This window comes from Clostridium sp. CS001 (genome assembly GCF_020443565.1).
Lineage (GTDB): Bacteria > Bacillota > Clostridia > Clostridiales > Clostridiaceae > Clostridium_AD.
In genome coordinates this window covers 65,477-84,803 of sequence record NZ_JAIZZN010000011.1, presented here as the reverse complement: position 1 = coordinate 84,803, position 19,327 = coordinate 65,477, and the positions used below count along the sequence as shown (strand labels likewise).

The 19,327-nt window shown below is 31.7% G+C and carries 14 protein-coding genes and 1 other annotated feature; of the genes, 9 read left to right on the top strand and 5 right to left on the bottom strand.

Annotation, left to right across the window (positions count from 1 at the left end):
- Positions 1 to 273 precede the first annotated feature (273 nt).
- Together LGK97_RS09595 and LGK97_RS09590 are read left to right on the top strand one after the other, a co-directional pair.
- The gene (locus LGK97_RS09595) at positions 274 to 1,353 is read left to right on the top strand and encodes a uroporphyrinogen decarboxylase family protein (protein WP_226259545.1); all 1,080 of its coding nucleotides are present in this window, start codon (positions 274 to 276) and stop codon (positions 1,351 to 1,353) included.
- 118 nt (positions 1,354 to 1,471) lie between these two features.
- Positions 1,472 to 3,130: a glutamine--tRNA ligase/YqeY domain fusion protein gene (locus LGK97_RS09590; RefSeq protein WP_226259544.1), complete on the top strand. Its 1,659-nt coding sequence runs from the start codon at positions 1,472 to 1,474 to the stop codon at positions 3,128 to 3,130.
- 77 nt (positions 3,131 to 3,207) lie between these two features.
- Here LGK97_RS09590 and thrS read toward each other — a convergent pair whose 3' ends face one another.
- The 3 genes from thrS to LGK97_RS09575 all read right to left on the bottom strand — a co-directional run bounded on the left by thrS (position 3,208) and on the right by LGK97_RS09575 (position 6,749).
- Positions 3,208 to 5,145, bottom strand: a complete 1,938-nt coding sequence (gene thrS, locus LGK97_RS09585) for a threonine--tRNA ligase (protein ID WP_226259543.1) — start codon at positions 5,143 to 5,145, stop codon at positions 3,208 to 3,210.
- A 137-nt stretch (positions 5,146 to 5,282) separates the two neighbouring features.
- Positions 5,283 to 5,485: a binding site (T-box leader), on the bottom strand.
- A 57-nt stretch (positions 5,486 to 5,542) separates the two neighbouring features.
- Positions 5,543 to 6,439: a polysaccharide deacetylase family protein gene (locus tag LGK97_RS09580; protein WP_226259542.1), complete on the bottom strand. Its 897-nt coding sequence runs from the start codon at positions 6,437 to 6,439 to the stop codon at positions 5,543 to 5,545.
- A gap of 67 nt (positions 6,440 to 6,506) precedes the next feature.
- Entirely contained in the window at positions 6,507 to 6,749 is a 243-nt protein-coding gene (locus LGK97_RS09575; protein ID WP_226259541.1) for a hypothetical protein, read from the bottom strand.
- A gap of 417 nt (positions 6,750 to 7,166) precedes the next feature.
- Between LGK97_RS09575 and LGK97_RS09570 the strand changes: the two genes are divergently transcribed.
- The gene (locus LGK97_RS09570; RefSeq protein WP_226259540.1) at positions 7,167 to 9,290 is read left to right on the top strand and encodes a putative bifunctional diguanylate cyclase/phosphodiesterase; all 2,124 of its coding nucleotides are present in this window, start codon (positions 7,167 to 7,169) and stop codon (positions 9,288 to 9,290) included.
- 62 nt (positions 9,291 to 9,352) lie between these two features.
- On the opposite strand, the gene LGK97_RS09565 is transcribed toward LGK97_RS09570, so the two are convergent.
- On the bottom strand, positions 9,353 to 9,577 hold the full coding sequence (locus tag LGK97_RS09565; RefSeq protein WP_226259539.1) for a DUF1450 domain-containing protein: 225 nt from the start codon (positions 9,575 to 9,577) through the stop codon (positions 9,353 to 9,355).
- A gap of 221 nt (positions 9,578 to 9,798) precedes the next feature.
- Between LGK97_RS09565 and mltG the strand changes: the two genes are divergently transcribed.
- The 5 genes from mltG (at position 9,799) to hepT (ending at position 15,094) form a co-directional block, all read left to right on the top strand.
- Positions 9,799 to 10,803 (top strand): endolytic transglycosylase MltG, encoded by a 1,005-nt coding sequence (gene mltG / locus LGK97_RS09560; protein ID WP_226259538.1) that lies wholly within the window; start codon positions 9,799 to 9,801, stop codon positions 10,801 to 10,803.
- A gap of 385 nt (positions 10,804 to 11,188) precedes the next feature.
- Positions 11,189 to 12,157, top strand: coding sequence for a serine hydrolase (locus LGK97_RS09555; RefSeq protein WP_226259537.1), 969 nt, complete (start codon positions 11,189 to 11,191; stop codon positions 12,155 to 12,157).
- A gap of 109 nt (positions 12,158 to 12,266) precedes the next feature.
- Positions 12,267 to 13,991, top strand: coding sequence for a phospho-sugar mutase (locus tag LGK97_RS09550; protein ID WP_226259536.1), 1,725 nt, complete (start codon positions 12,267 to 12,269; stop codon positions 13,989 to 13,991).
- Between the two features lie 260 nt (positions 13,992 to 14,251).
- A complete protein-coding gene (gene mntA / locus LGK97_RS09545) occupies positions 14,252 to 14,656 on the top strand; it encodes a type VII toxin-antitoxin system MntA family adenylyltransferase antitoxin (protein ID WP_226259535.1) in 405 nt (134 codons plus the stop codon).
- Between the two features lie 12 nt (positions 14,657 to 14,668).
- Positions 14,669 to 15,094: a type VII toxin-antitoxin system HepT family RNase toxin gene (gene hepT / locus LGK97_RS09540; protein WP_226259534.1), complete on the top strand. Its 426-nt coding sequence runs from the start codon at positions 14,669 to 14,671 to the stop codon at positions 15,092 to 15,094.
- 40 nt (positions 15,095 to 15,134) lie between these two features.
- On the opposite strand, the gene LGK97_RS09535 is transcribed toward hepT, so the two are convergent.
- Positions 15,135 to 15,407 carry a late competence development ComFB family protein gene (locus LGK97_RS09535; protein WP_226259533.1) on the bottom strand — a complete coding sequence of 91 codons (273 nt, stop codon included), beginning with the start codon at positions 15,405 to 15,407 and terminating at the stop codon, positions 15,135 to 15,137.
- 205 nt (positions 15,408 to 15,612) lie between these two features.
- Here LGK97_RS09535 and addB point away from each other — a divergent pair, with 205 nt between their 5' ends.
- Complete coding sequence (gene addB / locus LGK97_RS09530) at positions 15,613 to 19,314, top strand: helicase-exonuclease AddAB subunit AddB (protein ID WP_226259532.1); 3,702 nt, start codon at positions 15,613 to 15,615, stop codon at positions 19,312 to 19,314.
- Positions 19,315 to 19,327 lie beyond the last annotated feature (13 nt).

The window sequence follows — 19,327 nt, the reverse complement described above, 5'->3', positions numbered from 1 at the left end:
CACATGGATAACTATACTCTCAAGGTAAAGAATTATTATAATTGTTTTTTCCTATATGATGCCATCCACGTGGAAAGCGGCAAGAATGTGCTTATAATTTTCTGGAGTGTAGAATTAAATAACGGGATGCCACGTGAGTGGCACATGGCAAGTTAATAATAGTATAATGGTTATATTCAAATATCTTTATAATAAAACATCAATATAATTTAAAATAGTTAAGAATATAAATATATTTCAGTACCGTAGGCAATGATTTAAGGAGGAATTAACATGAAGCACATTATAAAGCCGGACCAAATGACACCAAGGGAAAGGATGGAAGCTTTTTCACTGGGAAAAGAAATTGATAGAATTCCTTGTAGCCCATTTTTAGGGGAAGCTTGTGCACCAATCTTTGGATATACAATTAGAGAACATAATTATTTAACAAAAGTAATTATAGATGTAGCGGTAGGGAGCTTTGAAAAGTTTAGACCAGATAGTATAAGCATTGGGCCAGGACTTCAGGGAATACCGGAAGCCATGGGAAGTGGATTTAAGTTTCCAAGAAATAGTAATCCTTTATTTAGCGATCCTATATTAAAGGACTTTAAGGATATAGGTAAGTTATCACCTATAGACCCTTATAAGGATGGGAGAATAGGATATTTTCTTGAAGGCCTAAAAGTGACTAATGATAAAATAGGAAAGGAAGTATTTGTAGAAAGCCCTATAGGGGGCCCTTTTACTACTGCTGCATTTTTAAGAGGGATAGATAACTTTTTAGAGGATTTAACTAGAAATCCTGAAATGATACATAAGCTTTTAGAAATATCTACGCAAAGTGTCATAAGATACATTGATGCAGTATGTGATTTAGGATTAAGTCCATACATTGCTGAGCCTATGGCTTCTTGTAATATCATTAGTGCTAAGACATTTAGAGAATTTGCAAAGCCATATCTGAAAAGATGTATTGATAAAATTATTGAAAGACGAGGAAATGGAAGCACACTTCATATCTGTGGAAAGACTAAGGATATATGGGCTGATATGGTGGATATAGGCATTGCAAGCCTAAGCTTAGATAGTATAGAGGACATTGGTGAGCTAAAGGAACAATTTGGCGATAAGATATGTTTAATAGGAAATCTAGATCCAGTTGAAACTGTAATGAAAGGAACCATAGAAGAAATATATGAGGCAGGCAAAACATGTATACTTAAGGCTTATGATAGTCCAAAAGGATTTATTTTAGGCTCAGGTTGCGATATACCTATAGGAACCCATCCAGATAAAATAAAAGCAATGATGGACTGTGTTAGAATTTATAGTGCCACCCACATGGCAAGTGGCAAGTTTCTACGTTGAAAAATGTTTGCTTTTGTGATATATTTGTTAGAATATAGAGAAAGATTGCAAGTAGGCTATTCTGCAGCAATCTAGAAGCTTGAAAGTAAATAAGTAGATTAAAAGGAAGGTGACTAGTATGGAAAACAAAACAACTTCATCAAACTTTATTAGAAATATAGTTATTGAAGATTTGCAAACAGGAAAACACAAGGAAATTATTACGCGTTTTCCGCCAGAACCAAATGGATATTTGCACATTGGACATGCAAAATCGATTATTTTAAATTTTGAACTCGCAGATGAATTTAATGGTAAGACAAACTTGCGATTTGATGATACTAACCCAGTTAAAGAGGATACAGAGTATGTTGATTCAATAGAAGAAGATGTAAAATGGCTTGGTTTTAAGTGGGATGATTTATTTTTTGCATCAAATTACTTTGATGAAATGTATGAACGAGCAGTATTATTAATAAAAAAGAATAAGGCTTATGTTTGTGACTTAACTGCAGCAGAGATGAGAGAATATAGGGGGACTTTAAGAGAACCAGGAAAAGAAAGTCCACACAAAAACAGAACTGTGGAAGAAAATTTGGATCTTTTTAACCGTATGAAAAATGGTGAATTTGCTGATGGAGAAAAGGTTTTAAGAGCTAAGATTGATATGAGTTCTCCTAATGTAAACATGAGAGACCCAATACTGTATCGTATATCTCATACGGTACATCATAACACGGGAGACAAGTGGTGTATTTATCCTATGTATGATTATGCTCACCCAATTGAAGATGCAATTGAAGGAATTACACATTCAATTTGTACCTTAGAATTTGAAGATCATCGCCCACTATACGATTGGGTAGTAGATGAATGTGAAATGGAAAGTAAGCCAAGACAAATTGAGTTTGCAAGATTAAACATTACAAATACTGTAATGAGCAAAAGGAATCTTAAGCAATTAGTCGACGAGGAGTATGTAGACGGTTGGGATGACCCACGTATGCCAACTATAGCAGGGCTTCGTCGCAGGGGATACACTCCAGAAGCTATAAGAAACTTTTGTAGGGAAATTGGAGTTGCAAAATCTAACAGTATGGTAGATGGTCAAATGTTAGAACACTTCATAAGAGAGGATTTAAGTTCAAAAACACCTAGGACAATGGCAGTTTTAAAACCAATAAAAGTAATTATTACAAACTATCCTGAATCTCAAGTTGAAATGCTTGAAATTGAGAATAATCAAGATGATCCATCAATGGGAACGCGTCAAGTGTCATTCTCAAGAGAAATATATATAGAGCAAGAAGATTTCATGGAAAACCCACCAAAGAAATACTTTAGATTGTTCCCAGGCAATGAAGTAAGGCTAAAGGGAGCATACTTCATAAAGTGTAATGAAGTGATTAAGGATACTGATGGAAATGTATGTGAAATACACTGTACTTATGATCCTCTAACTAAGAGTGGTAGTGGGTTTACAGATAGAAAAGTTAAAGGAACGATTCACTGGGTGGATGCAATAAACGCAACACCAGCAGAATTTAGATTATATGAGCCTTTAATTTTAGATGAAGCACAAGAAGAAGGAAAAACCTTCTTGAATCAAATAAATCCAAATTCTATAGAAGTTTTACAAGGATTTATTGAACCTAATATGAAAGATTCAAAACCACAAGATAAATTCCAATTCTTTAGACATGGATACTTTAATGTAGATTCTAAATATACTACAGAGGATAAACTAGTGTTTAATAGAATAGTATCTTTGAAAAGCTCTTTTAACATTACGAAATAATATGAAATATAAGTTTTAAAAAACTTAAAAAGTAGCCAGTACAAGATTAATTCTTGCACTGGCTACTTTTATTTTAATTATAATTGTCTAGTTTCTATATCTTCTTTAATTGTTTTCATAAATGTATCTAAAGCAATTGCGCCTTCATCACCATTTTTACGACTTCTAACAGAAACTTCATTTAGCTCAGCCTCTTTTTCACCAACTACTAATAGGTAAGGAGCTCTTTCATTACGAGCTTCACGGATTTTGTATCCGATCTTTTCTGCTCTAAAGTCTGCCTCAACCCTAATATTTGCTGCCTTTAATTTAGCTACAACCTCTTGTGCATAATCATGGTACTTTTCAGAAATAGGTAATACCTTAACTTGTAATGGTGCAAGCCAAGTTGGGAAAGCACCAGCATACTTTTCTATTAACAGTGCAAGTGTTCTTTCATAGCAACCAATTGAAGTTCTATGGATAACATATGGACGTTTTTTAACTCCATCTTTATCAACATAACTCATGTCAAATCTTTCTGGTAGTGCAAAGTCAATTTGTACAGTAATTATAGTATCCTCTTTACCGTGAACATTTTTTATTTGAAGATCAAGCTTAGGACCATAGAAAGCAGCTTCACCAATAGCTGTTTTATAGTTTATTCCTAAGTGGTCTAGTATTTCTTTCATCTTATTTTCAGTATCTTCCCAAGCGGATGGGTTATCAATATATTTATGTTTATCATTTGGATCCCCTTTAGAGAATCTATAAGTGATATCATCTTGGAGCCCTAAAGTTTCCATGAAATAGTTAATTAAAGATACAACATCTTTAAATTCTTGTTCTAATTGATCTGGTCTAACAACTAAATGTCCCTCTGAAATAGTGAATTGACGTACTCTTATAAGACCATGCATTTCACCTGAAGATTCATTTCTAAACAGTGTTGAAGTTTCAGCATATCTTAGTGGAAGGTCACGATAACTCTTTTGATCTGAATTATAAATTGTAAATTGGAAAGGGCATGTCATTGGGCGAAGTGCCATAACTTCAGCATCTTTAGATTCATCGCCAAGTACAAACATTCCATCTTTATAATGATCCCAGTGGCCAGACATTTTGTATAAATCACTCTTAGCCATAAGAGGAGTCTTAGTCATAACATAGCCTCTTTTTTCTTCCTCATCTTCAACAAAACGTTGTAATAACTGAATTACCTTTGCACCCTTAGGCATAAGTAGAGGTAATCCTTGACCTATAACATCGGAAGTTGTAAAGAATTTTAATTCACGTCCAAGTTTGTTATGGTCTCTCTTTTTAGCTTCTTCTACCTTCTCTAAATGTTCATCTAGGTTAGATTTCTTTGTAAAGGCAGTTCCGTATATACGGCTAAGCATTTTATTTTTTTCACTACCTCTCCAATATGCGCCTGCAACTTGAGTAAGTTTAAAAGCCTTTACATACTTTGTGGACATTAAATGTGGTCCAGCACAAAGATCTGTAAATTCACCATGTTTATAGAAAGATATAATTGAATCCTCTGGTAGATCCTGAATTAATTCAACTTTGAAGTTTTCGCCCTTTTCTTCCATTAAAGCTATTGCCTCAGACCTTGGAAGTTCAAATCTTTCTATTTTTAAATCTTCTTTAACTATCTTTTTCATTTCTCCTTCAATTGATATAATTTCTTCAGCAGAGAAGGAACCTTCCTTGTCAAAATCGTAGTAGAAACCAGCATCTATAGCGGGCCCAATAGCAAGCTTTGCACTAGGGAACAATCGTTTAACTGCTTGAGATAGGATATGAGTAGCAGTATGTCTAAAGGCTCTTTGTCCTTCCTCATCATCAAAAGTCAATATGCTAAGGTCGCAGTCTTTTGTAACTTTATAACGTAAGTCCACAGTTTGACCATCAACCATTCCAGCGCAAGCAACTCTTGCAAGACCCTCGCTAATATCATTAGCAATTTCAAATACAGTCATTTCTGACTCGTAGGATTTCATTGAACCATCTTTTAATTTAATATTTATCATATATATTACCCCTTTCATTTATCTTATCTATTTATTTTGGAAGAAATTTATCAAAATCACTATACATAAAAGTTATGCATAATCTTTTGACTGATATTTTTATAAAATAAAAAATCCCATCCCAATTCTAATTATAGAAAAGGGACGAGATTATAATTCCCGCGGTTCCACCCAAATTGTTTATAAAAATAAACCACTTAATAATTATAACGGAATTACCGGACTTGATTAGAGTCACTCAGAGGTGGTCTTGGGCGATGTTCATTTAAGAATACTTACAGCTAAGGTATTCTCTCTCTGTAAATGTGACATGGCTTACTTTTCTCTTCGTAGTGTTAAATTATTAAATTTACATAATTATATCACTTTTAATAATAATGTCAAGATAATTAAAAAATTATTTTACCACTGTAAATTGTGGTGCAATAGCGTTTTTAGAAAGTCCGTCAAAAATAAATCCTTGGCTTTTAAGACCTTCAATAATTTCAGGCAAGGCTTGTACAGTTGTAGTTTTTGGATTTAAATCATGCATTAATATAACTGCATGTTTAACGCTGCTACTTTCAGTTAAGACTGCATGTACAATATTTTCTTTAGTTTGGCGAAAAACAGAGGCATCGGTAGAATCTACGTTCCAATCAAAATACTTATAACCTTCTTTATTCATATCTTTAATTACAGAATTCATTATTTCCATACCGCCATAACTACGGCTAATGTGATTATTAGATCCACCAGGATATCTTAAAATATAATTAGGTTCTTTGCCAGTTATTTCAGTAAGGTAGGTATCTAATTTTTTGACGTCTTTTTTGAAATTGTCTACCGATGAATATACACTTTTATAATCATGACTATAAGTATGATTAGCTAAAACATGTCCATCATCAGAAATTTGTTTATATAAATCAGCAAAATCTGGGTGACCATTTACAAAGAAAGTAGCTTTAATATCATATTGTTTTAAAATTTTTAATATTGCTAAAGTGTTGCTAGATGGTCCATCATCAAAAGTTAAATAGGCGATTTTTGCATTGGCTAACTTTTCGCTATATAGAGTTTCATTTTTCTTGATTGCACCTTCAAGGTTTTCATTTTGAGACTTTAGTTTAGTATTATCACTAGTAAGCTTACTTATTTTCTGAAACAATAAACTGCTTTCAGTTTCGCTAGATGCAAGGGTAACCTCACTAAGTACTGCTCCAACTAAAGAAGAAATGCATAATGTGAAAATGAAAACTTTGACTAATATCAGTCCTAATTTGTATTTTTTATTTGGTCTTGAATTTCTCATAATACCACCATCCCTTGCTTATAAATAAAGTTCATTGAAATAAATAACAATAATATATATATATATATTAGTTTGTAACAGTTTTTAAGCTATTTACTTTTTCAGAAATCCTTGTGTTGGTTTCAATAAGCTTAGAATTTGTTTTAATTAAAGCTTCATTTTCAGATTTTAAAGATTCAAGTTCTATTTTTAAAGATTCAGTTTTACTTTTATTATCTTTAATTTTATTGTTATTAAAGAAACAAAGAGATATTGAACCTAAAAATAAGGCACTAAAAAGCAACATAGCAATCACATTTTTTCTTCTCATTCTTATTCTCCTTTGTTATTTCAAGTTTTTTTCTAAGTTATTAAGAAAATTACTAATCGACAATATTATACACTATAATAACATTATAATATATTACGATAAAGTTACAAAGATAAATATTACAAAATTTCTTATATGTAAAAGAATATTAATAGGTTCTATCAAACAACAGAAGATATAAACTATATTAAATAATAATGCAAAGAGTGATTATTAATGGTATAATTAGTTAAATTATGATGAGTGATTTATAAGAGGAATAGGATAAATAATATAAATTCAAAAAAGTTAAATGCATGTTCAAAAAACTATTAATAAAAGTCATAATTCGACGATAATATAATGTTAAAATGAAATATAATGATATTGTATAAAGTAGCACTTAATTAATGTTAAATGACAATGGGAGGAATCCAGGTGAATGGCAGAAAAGATGACTTAAATAATATTACTAGAAATAAATTAATAAATAAATCCGAAAAAATAAATATTGATTCATTATTTGATGATGATACTGATCTTAAGAATGTACCAATTAAAATAAGCATGGCATATGCTCTAATCTGTGGTAGTGGGATGTTATTTTCAGATAAAGTTTTAAATAAGTATATTCAAAGCAGAACTTTAGTGGCGCAAATGCAAACAATTAAGGGATGGATTTATGTACTTGCATCATCTCTCATATTATATTTTTTAATTAAAGAATATGCTAAAAGAAGTAAATCATGGTCTAATAAATTAAAAGAAAACTACGAGGAAATACAAGGTACCTATGGACAATTAATAGCCGTGGAAGAAGAATTAAGAGCGCAATACGATGAATTGCACGAAAAACAAGAAATAATTGAGAAGAGTGAAGAAAGATATAAGTTAGCGTTAGAAGGTGCCAATGATGCTATATGGGAAGTTGACCTTATAACTAAAGAAATCTCTTACTCAGATAAACTTAGTGATATTACAGGATATGACACATCTGCATTAACAAGTTTAAATGATTTAATGGCTTTAGTTACTGATGAAGACAAAGAAGTTGCACTAGAAGATTTTCAGAATCATGTCAATGGTAAAACCCTACATTATCAAAGTCGTGTACGGATTCTATTTAGTAGGGGAGGGTATAAGTGGATTTTAATTAGGGGTAAGTGCCTTAGAAATAAAAAAGGCGTTGCAACTAAAATGTCAGGATCTGTTACAGACATATCTAATTTAAAGAATTCTGAAGAAAAGATAAATAAATTAGAATATTACGATGCTCTAACAGAGATACCAAACAGAAAATTATTTATTAAAACATTAGAAGATGAAATTATTATATCAAAGGACAGTGAAGTTAAACATGCCATATTGTTTATTGACTTAGACAATTTTAAAGAAATAAACGATACCATGGGGCATGATTATGGAGATAAGTTATTAAAGGGTGTTTCAATAGCCCTTAAAAAGTCTATTAGAGAAGGGGATTTTATTTCAAGAGTAGGTGGAGATGAATTTTTTATTTTAATGAAAAATATTGAGGATTGCGCAGATGTAACTAGCCTATGCGAAAGACTATTATTTTCATTAAACTACGAAATTGATATAGATGGTAAGCACGTGTATACTTCAGCAAGCTTAGGAATTACTATGTTTCCAGAGGATGCTAAAGAAACAAGTGCACTGTTAATAAACGCTGATACTGCCATGTATAGTGCTAAGTACAGTGGAAAAGCTAAGTATTCTTTCTTTAATAAGAGCATGAGTGATATAGTGATAAGACGTGTTCAAATTGAAAAAGGATTAAGGTCTGCTTTAAAAAATAATGAGTTTGAAATCCATTATCAACCACAGATAGATATTGAAAATAATAAAGTTAAAGGGTTTGAGGCACTTTTAAGGTGGAACAGTCCGGAATTTGGAAATCTGTCCCCTGTAGAATTTGTACCTATTGCAGAACAATGTGGACTCATAATTCCAATAGGTGATTGGATTATGAGAACTGTGTATCTTCAAAACAACTTATGGAAAAGCAAAGGATACCTATATGAAACTATTGCAATAAACTTATCAGCAATTCAACTAGAAAGCGATAAGTTCGGAGCCACACTAAAAGCAGTTATAGCTGAAACCAAGGTTAATACAAAGTTTATAGAGCTAGAAATAACAGAAAGTATTTTAATGAAGGATTTTGAAAAAAGTATTAAATTGCTTACTGAAATTAGAGACTTAGGAATAAATATTGCCTTAGATGATTTCGGGACAGGCTATTCTTCTCTTAGTTACCTAAAGCAGTTACCTATTAATACATTAAAAATAGATAAATCCTTTATAGATAATATAGCTGAAAATAAAAGAGAAAAGGCAATTGTAGATGGAATAATACAACTTGCGCAAAAAATTGGATTAGATGTTGTAGCAGAAGGGGTAGAAACTAAGGAACAAATCCAACTGCTAAAGAATATGGGTTGTAACCAAATACAAGGCTACTACTTTAGTAAACCTCTTTCAGCCAGTGAAACTGAAGAAAAATTCTTGAAAACTAACCGCATAGAAGATTATGAATAAAAACAGTGAGCTGTGATTTTTGAAATCACAGCTATTTATCTTTATAAATTGTAACCTTATTTTTATAAATTCTGATCAAGTAAAGAAGCTATTATCTTATTATATAAGTCGTCCACATCTGTACCCACTAATATCTTCTTATTCACCATAGCTATGGGGTGATCCTTACATCTATGGCATTTTCCAATGCATTTTTTTGTAGATATGTTTATGCTAGGATGAGTTTCGTTTACCATGGCAATGACAGCATCTGTCCACTTATTCTTATTACATAGTTTTACTTTCATATTATATTAACAACTCCTTTTCATATATATAGTATTCTATGCTAACAGTAAACAGTTGGGTACGAATAAACGGCGACGGTTAATAAACAAGGAATACATGGGTAATATTATCTGAGTAGTTGTTAACTGTCCCCAGGTATTAATTTCATAACTGGTTCACAATTCATAATTAAGTGGTAGAATAAGTATATAGAGAAAAACAATCAAAGGAGTGATGCTAAATGCGAAAAAGAGTGATAGTTGCTAGTATTATAGTAATTATATGTAGTTTAATTTTAGGAAGTTTTTATTTGTATTTTGTGAATTTGGCGACTACAAATAGTAGCGATAATTATATATTTATAAAGAAAAATGCCACTATAGAACAAGTAGCAAAACAGTTACAAGAAAAAGGTATAATAAAATCTCAAGATGTCTTTACATACTATGCTAAGACAAAGGGGTTAAAGGGAAGCGTAAAAGGTGGAAACTATATAATAAAAGCTAAAACAAAGCTAAAAGACCTTATTATAAGATTAGAAGGCGGAAAACCAGAGTTTGCTGTTATATCAATACCAGAGGGGTATACACTTTATCAAATTGCAAGAAAACTTGAAGAAAACAACCTTGTAAAAAAAGAAGACGTCTTAAAGGGAACACTTAATGACTTAAAAGATAATAGTCTGATATTAAGTAAAAAGGATGTGTACTATGATTTGGAGGGATACTTATTTCCAGATACATATTATATACCTATTGATGCTACAAAAAATGAAATTATAAATATAATGGTAGATAGATTTAAAATGGTATTCACTGATAAATATAAAGCACGAGCTAAAGAATTAGAATTAGATGTAGATGAGGTTATAACTATAGCTTCATTAATTGAGAGAGAGGCAGCAAATGACAGCGAGCGAAATAAAATTGCTGGAGTTATCTATAATAGGGTAAAAAAAGGAATGCCACTTCAGGTGGATGCAGCAGTAATTTATGCAAATACAAAGGGCGAAAAAAATATTGACAAGGTATATTATAGCACCCTTAAGATAGAGTCGAAATATAATACATATTTATACAAGGGATTACCACCAGGACCTATAGCTTCTCCAGGGAAAGCTTCTATAGAGGCTGCACTTTATCCTGAAAAAAGCGATTATTTATATTATGTAGCCAATGGAAACGGGCATGTATTTAGTAAAACTTATGAAGAACATTTAATTAATGTGAAAAAATATATAAAGTAAAGTTAGTGATTCCATATTTACTCAATAAGAAAACAGAAATTTGTAAATTAGAAAGACCATGTTTAACTACCAAATCTAATAAGATGATAAAAAGTATTAAATTTTAGCAAAATTTGAGGTATAATATAAAATGAATTTATAAATTGACATCAAATTGACACCAAAATAGTATATTTTAGATATACAAGTCTATAATGATGATTTGGAATTAAATCATCATCTGCGATGCTGCAATATTAACAACTTTGGAAGCAGGTTTAGATTGTCACCAAAGTAACCTTTCCGGGATAGACAACTGCCACTTATAGAAGATGGCAGACTTGAAGCTTCCAAAATGTTGTTAAAGATAAGCATTTACAAAAGAGAATCTAGGGGGAGTATGTAGATGGAAATAAAGAAAACAGCCATTTCGTTAGTGGTAATAATGGCATTCTTTTCAACACTTTTAATAAGCAGGCAAAAGGTAGAAGCTAGCGGAGATGTTCCAGCAGTTAGTTATATTTTTAATAATAATCAAGCTAAGGTTCAAGAGCCACATGAAGCCGATAATGAAGATATAATGTATGAGCACTTAATGGAGTACAAGCAAAGTAAGATAAAAGAAAAGGTGGAAGAAAAATCAAAGTTGGAAAACCTAGTAAGTTTAGAAAAACAAATTAGGGGGTATCTAGGTGATAATGTAAATAAGTTTGGACTCATATACTATGATATAAACTCTAAAAAATCCATTGAAATAAATGCGGACAACCAGTTTTCAGCGGCAAGTACCATAAAGGTGCCTATAAACATGCTTATGTACGATATGATTCAAGAGAAAAAGATTGATATAAATGAGAAGTTAAAATATGAAGATGTGGATTTTGAAGAAGGTGCAGGAGTACTTCAAGGCTCAGATTTGAGCAATCCTATTGCCATAAAGACATTAAGTGATTACTCAATAAGATATTCAGATAATATTGCCATAAATATGATTTTAAGAAAAGTAGGAGATAAAAATAGATATAACTTTATCGAAAGTGTAGTTGGCCATCCAATAATTCATGAAGGAAATAATATTACGCCAAGGGACTCATTTAAAATCTTAGAAAGATTATATTTGAATCCTAAAAACAATGAGTACTACGCTACATTGATCGAAACCATGAAAAAGACAGAGTTTCATGATAGAATAGATAAGTATATTCCACAGGAAGTTGTAGCTCATAAAATTGGAGACTATGCTGAGTATGTAAATGATATTGGCATTGTATTCAAGAAAAATCCATATATTCTTGTTGTTTTTACAAAGGATATTCCAGATGCAAACGAAGTTATTGGACAAGTATCTAAGATAATATATGACAATCAGAAATAATATAAGTTTATAGGCTTTCTTATAAATAATTATTAGATATTTTAAATGTATACAAAGTACTGTATAATGTTGTCTATTATAATAATTACTTGGAAAGGTGTGAATTAAAATGACTTATATGAAGAGATACGAAGAATGGTTAAATAATGAATACTTTGATGATAAGACACGAGAAGAATTAAAAGCTATAGCAGGAGACCACAAAGAAATTGAAGATAGGTTTTACACGGATTTAGAATTTGGAACTGCAGGACTTAGAGGGAAATTAGGTGCTGGTCTTAATAGAATGAATTTGTACATTATTTCAAGGGCAACTCAAGGCCTTGCAGAATACATTAAAGATTATGGCAAAGAGTATATGGATAGGGGAGTTGCAATAGCTTATGACTGCAGACATTTTTCTGAGGAGTTTGCCTCTACTGCAGCTCAAGTTTTAGCAGCAAATGGAATAAAGGCTTATTTATTTGAAGAACTAAGACCTACTCCAGAATTATCTTATGCTGTAAGAACACTAAATACTGCTTCTGGAATTGTAGTAACTGCCAGCCATAACCCAAAAGAATACAACGGATATAAGGTATATTGGGAAGATGGTGCTCAAATCTTATCACCTATAGCAAAGGGTATAACAGACAAGATTAAGGGTATTACAGACTTTAGCTCTATAAAACTTATGGATATGGCAAAGGCCAAGGAAAAAGGCTTAATTGTAATGCTTGGAAAGGCCATGGATGATGAGTATTTTGAAAAAGTGAAGAGTTTAGCTATAAGAGAAGATATATGTAAAGATATAAAAGTTGTTTATACTCCTTTAAATGGAACTGGAAACATACCAGTAAGGAGAGTGCTTAAGGAAAGAGGCTTTACAAATATTATAGTTGTTCCAGAGCAAGAAAATCCAGATCCAGACTTTACTACAGTTGGATATCCAAACCCAGAAGACGTAAAAGCCTTCAAATATGCACAGGAACTTGGAAAGAAAGAAAATGCAGAATTATTAATAGCTACTGACCCAGATTGTGATAGACTTGCCATAATGGTTAAAGATACAAATGGCGAATATGTTGCCTTCAATGGTAATCAAACAGGTGCTATATTAATTAAGTATGTGGTAGAAGGAAAGAAGGATAATGGAACGCTAAGTAGCAATGCAGCTATAGTTAAATCTATAGTAACAGGAGATTTAGGCAAGGTCATTGCAGCAAAACATGGTGTAGAAACATTTGAAGTATTAACAGGATTTAAAAATATATGTGGCAAAATTCCTGATTTTGAAAAAGATAATAGTCATGAGTTTATTTTTGGATATGAAGAAAGTATCGGCTATACTGCTGGAACCTTCGTTCGTGATAAAGATGGAGTAATAGCTTCTATGCTTTTATGTGAAGCAGCAGCTTACTATAAATCACAAGGAAAAACCCTAATAGATGTTCTAAACGAGACTTATGAAGAGTTCGGATATTATAGAGAAAACTTAATATCCATAGTTTTAGAAGGCATAGAAGGTCAAGACAGAATTGCTAGAATGATGGAAGAATACAGAAAAGATAATCCGAAGACAATAGGTAGCTCAAAACTTATAAAACATATAGATTATGAAATTCAAAAGTCCTATGACTTAATTAGTGGCACAGAAGAGGATACCGGAATTCCAGTATCTGATGTACTTAAATTTTATTTTGATGATGATAGTTGGTATGCGGTAAGACCTTCAGGTACAGAACCAAAAATTAAAATATATATGTATTCTAAGGGAGAAAGTTTAGAGGCATCAGAAGAAAAATTAAAGGAAATGAAAGAGATAATTATAGGAAAATTGCAAAGTACAAAATAGAGAAAAAAAGGTATGAAATCTCGCCTGCGTGCCTTGCAATAAGAGCTAGGAACTGGAAATTTCATACTTTTGATTTAGTGGGTAGTATGGGCGAAGAGATCCCCAGGGTGAGAAAGATTGGAAATGCAATTTTTGTTGCTACTTGCTAATTATTTTATAAATAGTAATGGTGCACTCTAGAAAGTAGGATATAATATAGTTAAAAGAAAAGAAGTATTCTGTTAAATAGTATGATTAATTAATGAGGGGGACTGAATTGTATGATAAATATTGAAGATAAGATTATAACATTAATAAAGTACTTTGAAACTAATGAAGATATTCTAGCAGTTTGGTTAATTGGATCATATGGAACAGAATATCAAAGAGAAGAAAGTGATATAGACTTTTCAATTCTGTTTAATAAAGATGTTTCTATATTAAAGGAAATGAAAATATCATGTAATATATCGGATATAATAGGCTATGAAAATGTTGATACTGTAGATTTAAAAAAAGCTCCTATAACATTGCAATTTAAAACTATAAAAGAAGGAAGAAGTTTATACGAAGCAGATTTTATAAAAACATCTGATTATATTGAATATGTAATTAATAGATTTAGGGAAGAAAAGTATCACATAGAGTCTTTTAGAAAAGATTATTATGAAAGTTACTCATTGTAGGTGGTGAAAAATATGAATTTTGATAGAGAAAAGTTAGAGCAAAAAATATTATTCATGCAAACCAATGTAACAAAGTTAAAGAAACTTAGCGAAGTAGATAAGGGAATATTTATTGAAGATTTTAGAAATGTAGATAGTTCAAAGTATTTATTACAGGTTACAATAGAAGCAATGTTAGATATAGCTAGTCATCTAATTGCAAGAAATAGATGGGGAAACCCAGAAGATAATAAAGCGCATTTTCAAATACTGGCTGATAACAATATCATCAAAATAGAGGATGTTGATACATATTTTTTAATGGCCAAGTTCAGAAATAGAATTGTGCATATGTACTTTAATATTAATGATGAGATGATATACGATATAACCCAAAACAATTTGGAAGACTTCGAAAGGTTTATAGGTAATATATTGAGTGTTATATCACTTAAATAAATAACTAAGCTAAAAACCCATAGCAATAAAAAATCCAAAGCTACTCATGCTTTGGATTTTTTGATACTATTTCTATTGCCTTTATAATAGCAGTGGTAACATTAATGGTCTCCTGCTTATCAACCTCAGTGAGTGCGTTAGTATATATTTCCCCTTGCTCCGAAACAATATATCTTGTAGACAATGAATTAAGAGCCACAGCAGTAATATCTAATCTGCATTTTTCACATTTGCAAATATTATCATATTTACTTAAAATATTACTTAGTAGCTTGTTTACTTTAATTTCTGAAAAATTTTTCAAGTTGTACATTGTAATCCCCCTAGTGATAATCACTTTAGATACAGAATATAGAAATTATATCACATAAATTAAATATTTTACATAGTTAATCCTATACATTACATAAAATATTATGCTATAAACATTAATATTATCCAATAGTAACTATAATTTACTGATGAAGGAAATGCATTTAATATGGTATAATTATGCAAAGATGAAGGGATGTGTTTTTATGAGTTTGAGATTTATCTATGGAGGAGCTGGAAAAGGGAAAAGTACATTTTGCTTAAAGGATATAGAAGCTAGAAGTGCTGAGGAACATGAAAAACCTTTAGTACTTTTGGTTCCAGAACAATTCTCCTTTCAAGCTGAAAAGAACCTTATAAAAGTAGTTGGGTCCACAGGAATAAAGAACGTCCAAGTGCTTAGTTTTAATAGATTAGCTTACAGAGTTTTTAGCGAAGTAGGAGGAATAACTGGCATAGCTATGGATGCATCAGGAAAGGCAATGCTTATTCATAACATACTACAAAAGAAGCAAGAGGAATTCCTGGTATTTAGAAGAGCCTCTAGGCAAAAGGGATTTATAGATAATGTGGCTAGTGCAATCACAGAGTTTAAGAAATATAGCATTGGAGTGGAAGCTCTAAATAAGGTAAAAGAAAACTTAGGAGAATATCCTTTGCTAACAGATAAGATAACGGATTTATCCCTTATATATAAAGAATTTGACAATACTTTAAATAAAAACTACGTGGATCTTGATGATGATCTTACTAGGTTATATAGTGCCCTTGATGAATGTAATATTTTTGATGGCGCAGAGTTTTGGTTTGATGAGTTTACAGGATTTACACCACAGCAGTATGGAATACTTGAAAAGTTATATAAAAAGGCTAAGAGAATAAACATAACACTTCCACTAAAGGATTCTGAGCATTCAAAACATATGGAGGAAGCTGATGCCTTTTATGCTATAAAGTCCACAGAAAATAAGCTTTTAACCCTAGCAGAAGAAACTGGAACCAGTATTGAAAAGTCCATTGAACTTCAGGGAAACAAAGAACATAAATTCAAAGATAATGCAGAGCTATCCTTTCTTGAAAAAAACTACTTTGCGTTTCCCTTTCAGCCACTCACAGAAAGATGTGAAAATATAAAGGTGTTTAAGGCGCTAAATGCCTACACTGAAATAGAGCATGTGGCAAAGGATATTTTAAGGCTTTGTAGGGATGAGAATATAAGATTTAATAAAATAGCAGTGGTAACCAGAGATTTACCTAGCTATGAAAAGCTAATTAAAGCCATATTTACAGAATACGATATTCCTATATTTATAGATAAGAAAAAAGATATAACAAGTAACCCCCTAATTGTATTAATAACCTCTGCCATTGAAATTCTAACTAAAAGCTTTAGCTATGAATCGGTTTTTAGATACCTTAAAACAGGACTACTAGATATAGAAGAGCAACATATCGATATACTAGAAAACTTTGCAATCGAAGCTGGAGTTAAGGGTAAAAGAAAATGGACAGAAGATGATTTATGGCAGGGTAAAATAGAATATTATTTTAGAGATTACTTCAATAATAAAGCAATAGAGATTCAAAAGAACATATCAAGTCAAGAGTATGAAAAAGGAGAAGGGAATATTGAAATACAAACTGAAAAGTTAGAAGGCGCAGCTAAAATAGAAGCCACTATTAAAATTTTAAATGACACAAGAGAAGCCTTTATAAAGCCTCTACTAGAGCTAAGTGAAAAGTTAAAAGGTGGAAACAATACTACCACAAAGATATGTACTGCCCTATTTGAATTCCTAGAGACTATAAATGTATATAAAACTCTAGAGACTTGGATTGAAGCATTTAAAAGTGAAGGTGCTCAAGAAGAAGTCACAGAGTACAGTAAGATATGGAACCTAGTTATGGAGCTTCTAGATCAGATGGTGGAGGTTATGGGAACAGAAATATTATCCTTAGAGGATTTTTCAAAGATTCTATCCATGGGTTTTAGCAAGCACCAAATGGGGCTTATTCCACCAGCGCTAGATGGAGTAACAATTAGCAGTATTGAACGTATAAAAAGTCATGACATTAGTGCGCTATATATTATTGGGGTAAACGATGGAGTGTTCCCAAAGGCAAATAAGGAAGAGGGAATATTCACAGATAGTGACAGAATGATTTTAAAGGAAAATGCTGTAGAACTGGCTAACGACACAAAAACTGAAATATTTAATGAGCAGTATTTAATCTACGCCACCATAACCATCCCAAGCAAATATTTAAATATTAGTTATCCTATAGCAGATTATGAAGGCAAAACCCTACGACCTTCTATTATAATATCAAGATTTAAAGCCTTATTTAAGGGACTAAAAGAAGAAAGTAATATATCAATATATAGTGACGATTTAGAAGAAACTGAGAAAATGCAAGAAGTCAGTGCCAAGATTCCAACCTTTAATGGTTTAATATTTGAACTACGAAGGTATTTAGAAGAAGGACATATATCGCCTCTTTGGGTGGAGGTTTATAAATGGTACCAAAAGGAAGATCAGTGGAGAGAAAAGAGTAACACCATATTTCAGGCTTTTGACTATAAGAATGAAATAAAAATGCTTAAAAAAGAAAAAGTAAAACAACTTTATGGAGAAAAAAACTATTTTAGTGTCTCTAGAATAGAAAAGTATGAAGAATGTCCCTTTGCATATTTTGTGCAATATGGGTTAAAAGCAAAACCAAGAAAGACCTTCACCTTTTCATCACCAGACTTAGGTAGTTTTATGCACAGTGTCCTTGATAATTTTTCAAAGCTTGTGGATAAAAGTGAAATGAAATGGGCAAGTTTGGACACTCAGTGGTGTGAAGAAAACATTGCAAGTATTGTAGAAAAAGAAGCAGAGGGAGGTACTAGTGGCTATATATTAAATAGTAGCCCAAGGTATAAGTACTTTACTGAGAGATTAAAGAGAGTTTTAAAAAGAACTATATTAGTTATAGTTGAGCAAATGAAAAACAGTGGATTTGAACCCTTTGGTTATGAAGTATCCTTTGGCTTTGAAGAGGGAGATTATCCACCAATCCAAGTAGAACTATCCACAGGGGAAAAAGTAAATCTAGTGGGTAGAATAGACAGAGTGGATAAATTAATCAATGAGGGCGAAGAATTTTATAGAATAATAGATTATAAATCTGGCAATAAAGATTTTAAACTGTCAGATGTATACTATGGGCTTCAAATACAACTATTAACTTATTTAGATGCTATGCTTACAAATGAAGTTAATTTCTCTAGAGAAAATAATCAGTTAAGAGAAAATAGTAACCCTAATGAAAGTGATGATTCTAATGAAGGTGAAATAGCAGAAGAACCAATTTTTCCGGCAGGAATACTGTACTTTAAAATAGATGACCCAGTAATAAAAACTAAAAACAACCTAGACGAAGAAGAACTTGAAAAGGCCATAATGAAAGCTTTAAAAATGAAAGGCCTTCTTCTTGCAGACACTAAGATAATTAAAGAGATGGATAGAAATATTGAAGGTGCATCGCTAATTGTGCCAGTTTCTATTAAAAAGGATGGAGAAATAGGCTCAAGATCTTCAGTAGCAACTAAGGAGCAGTTTGATTTGTTACGTGCTCATGTTAAGGAAAATCTGATAAACACGTGTGAGGAAATGGTAAGCGGGGAGATAAACATAAAGCCATATAAGAAAAAGGATTCTGCTCAAACCACCCCTTGTAGTTACTGTGATTACAATGCTATATGTCAGTTTGATCCTGCTCTCAAGGAAAACACCTATAAGATAATAAAAGATAAGAAGGACAAGGAAATTTGGGAACTCTTAGCTAGTCAGGCAAGTGAAAGTAAGGAAGTAACTAAAGAAGGCAGTGAAAACACCCAAAAGATTGGAGATGATGAGTAATGGATGGCGCAAA

What these genes read in the sequence shown, in the direction of transcription:
- LGK97_RS09595 (WP_226259545.1), top strand. Translation starts at nt 274, where the DNA reads ATGAAGCACATTATAAAGCCGGACCAAATGACACCAAGGGAAAGGATG.
- LGK97_RS09590 (WP_226259544.1), top strand. Translation starts at nt 1,472, where the DNA reads ATGGAAAACAAAACAACTTCATCAAACTTTATTAGAAATATAGTTATT.
- thrS (WP_226259543.1), bottom strand. Translation starts at nt 5,145, where the DNA reads ATGATAAATATTAAATTAAAAGATGGTTCAATGAAATCCTACGAGTCA.
- LGK97_RS09580 (WP_226259542.1), bottom strand. Translation starts at nt 6,439, where the DNA reads ATGAGAAATTCAAGACCAAATAAAAAATACAAATTAGGACTGATATTA.
- LGK97_RS09575 (WP_226259541.1), bottom strand. Translation starts at nt 6,749, where the DNA reads ATGAGAAGAAAAAATGTGATTGCTATGTTGCTTTTTAGTGCCTTATTT.
- LGK97_RS09565 (WP_226259539.1), bottom strand. Translation starts at nt 9,577, where the DNA reads ATGAAAGTAAAACTATGTAATAAGAATAAGTGGACAGATGCTGTCATT.
- mltG (WP_226259538.1), top strand. Translation starts at nt 9,799, where the DNA reads ATGCGAAAAAGAGTGATAGTTGCTAGTATTATAGTAATTATATGTAGT.
- LGK97_RS09555 (WP_226259537.1), top strand. Translation starts at nt 11,189, where the DNA reads ATGGAAATAAAGAAAACAGCCATTTCGTTAGTGGTAATAATGGCATTC.
- LGK97_RS09550 (WP_226259536.1), top strand. Translation starts at nt 12,267, where the DNA reads ATGACTTATATGAAGAGATACGAAGAATGGTTAAATAATGAATACTTT.
- mntA (WP_226259535.1), top strand. Translation starts at nt 14,252, where the DNA reads ATGATAAATATTGAAGATAAGATTATAACATTAATAAAGTACTTTGAA.
- hepT (WP_226259534.1), top strand. Translation starts at nt 14,669, where the DNA reads ATGAATTTTGATAGAGAAAAGTTAGAGCAAAAAATATTATTCATGCAA.
- LGK97_RS09535 (WP_226259533.1), bottom strand. Translation starts at nt 15,407, where the DNA reads ATGTACAACTTGAAAAATTTTTCAGAAATTAAAGTAAACAAGCTACTA.
- addB (WP_226259532.1), top strand. Translation starts at nt 15,613, where the DNA reads ATGAGTTTGAGATTTATCTATGGAGGAGCTGGAAAAGGGAAAAGTACA.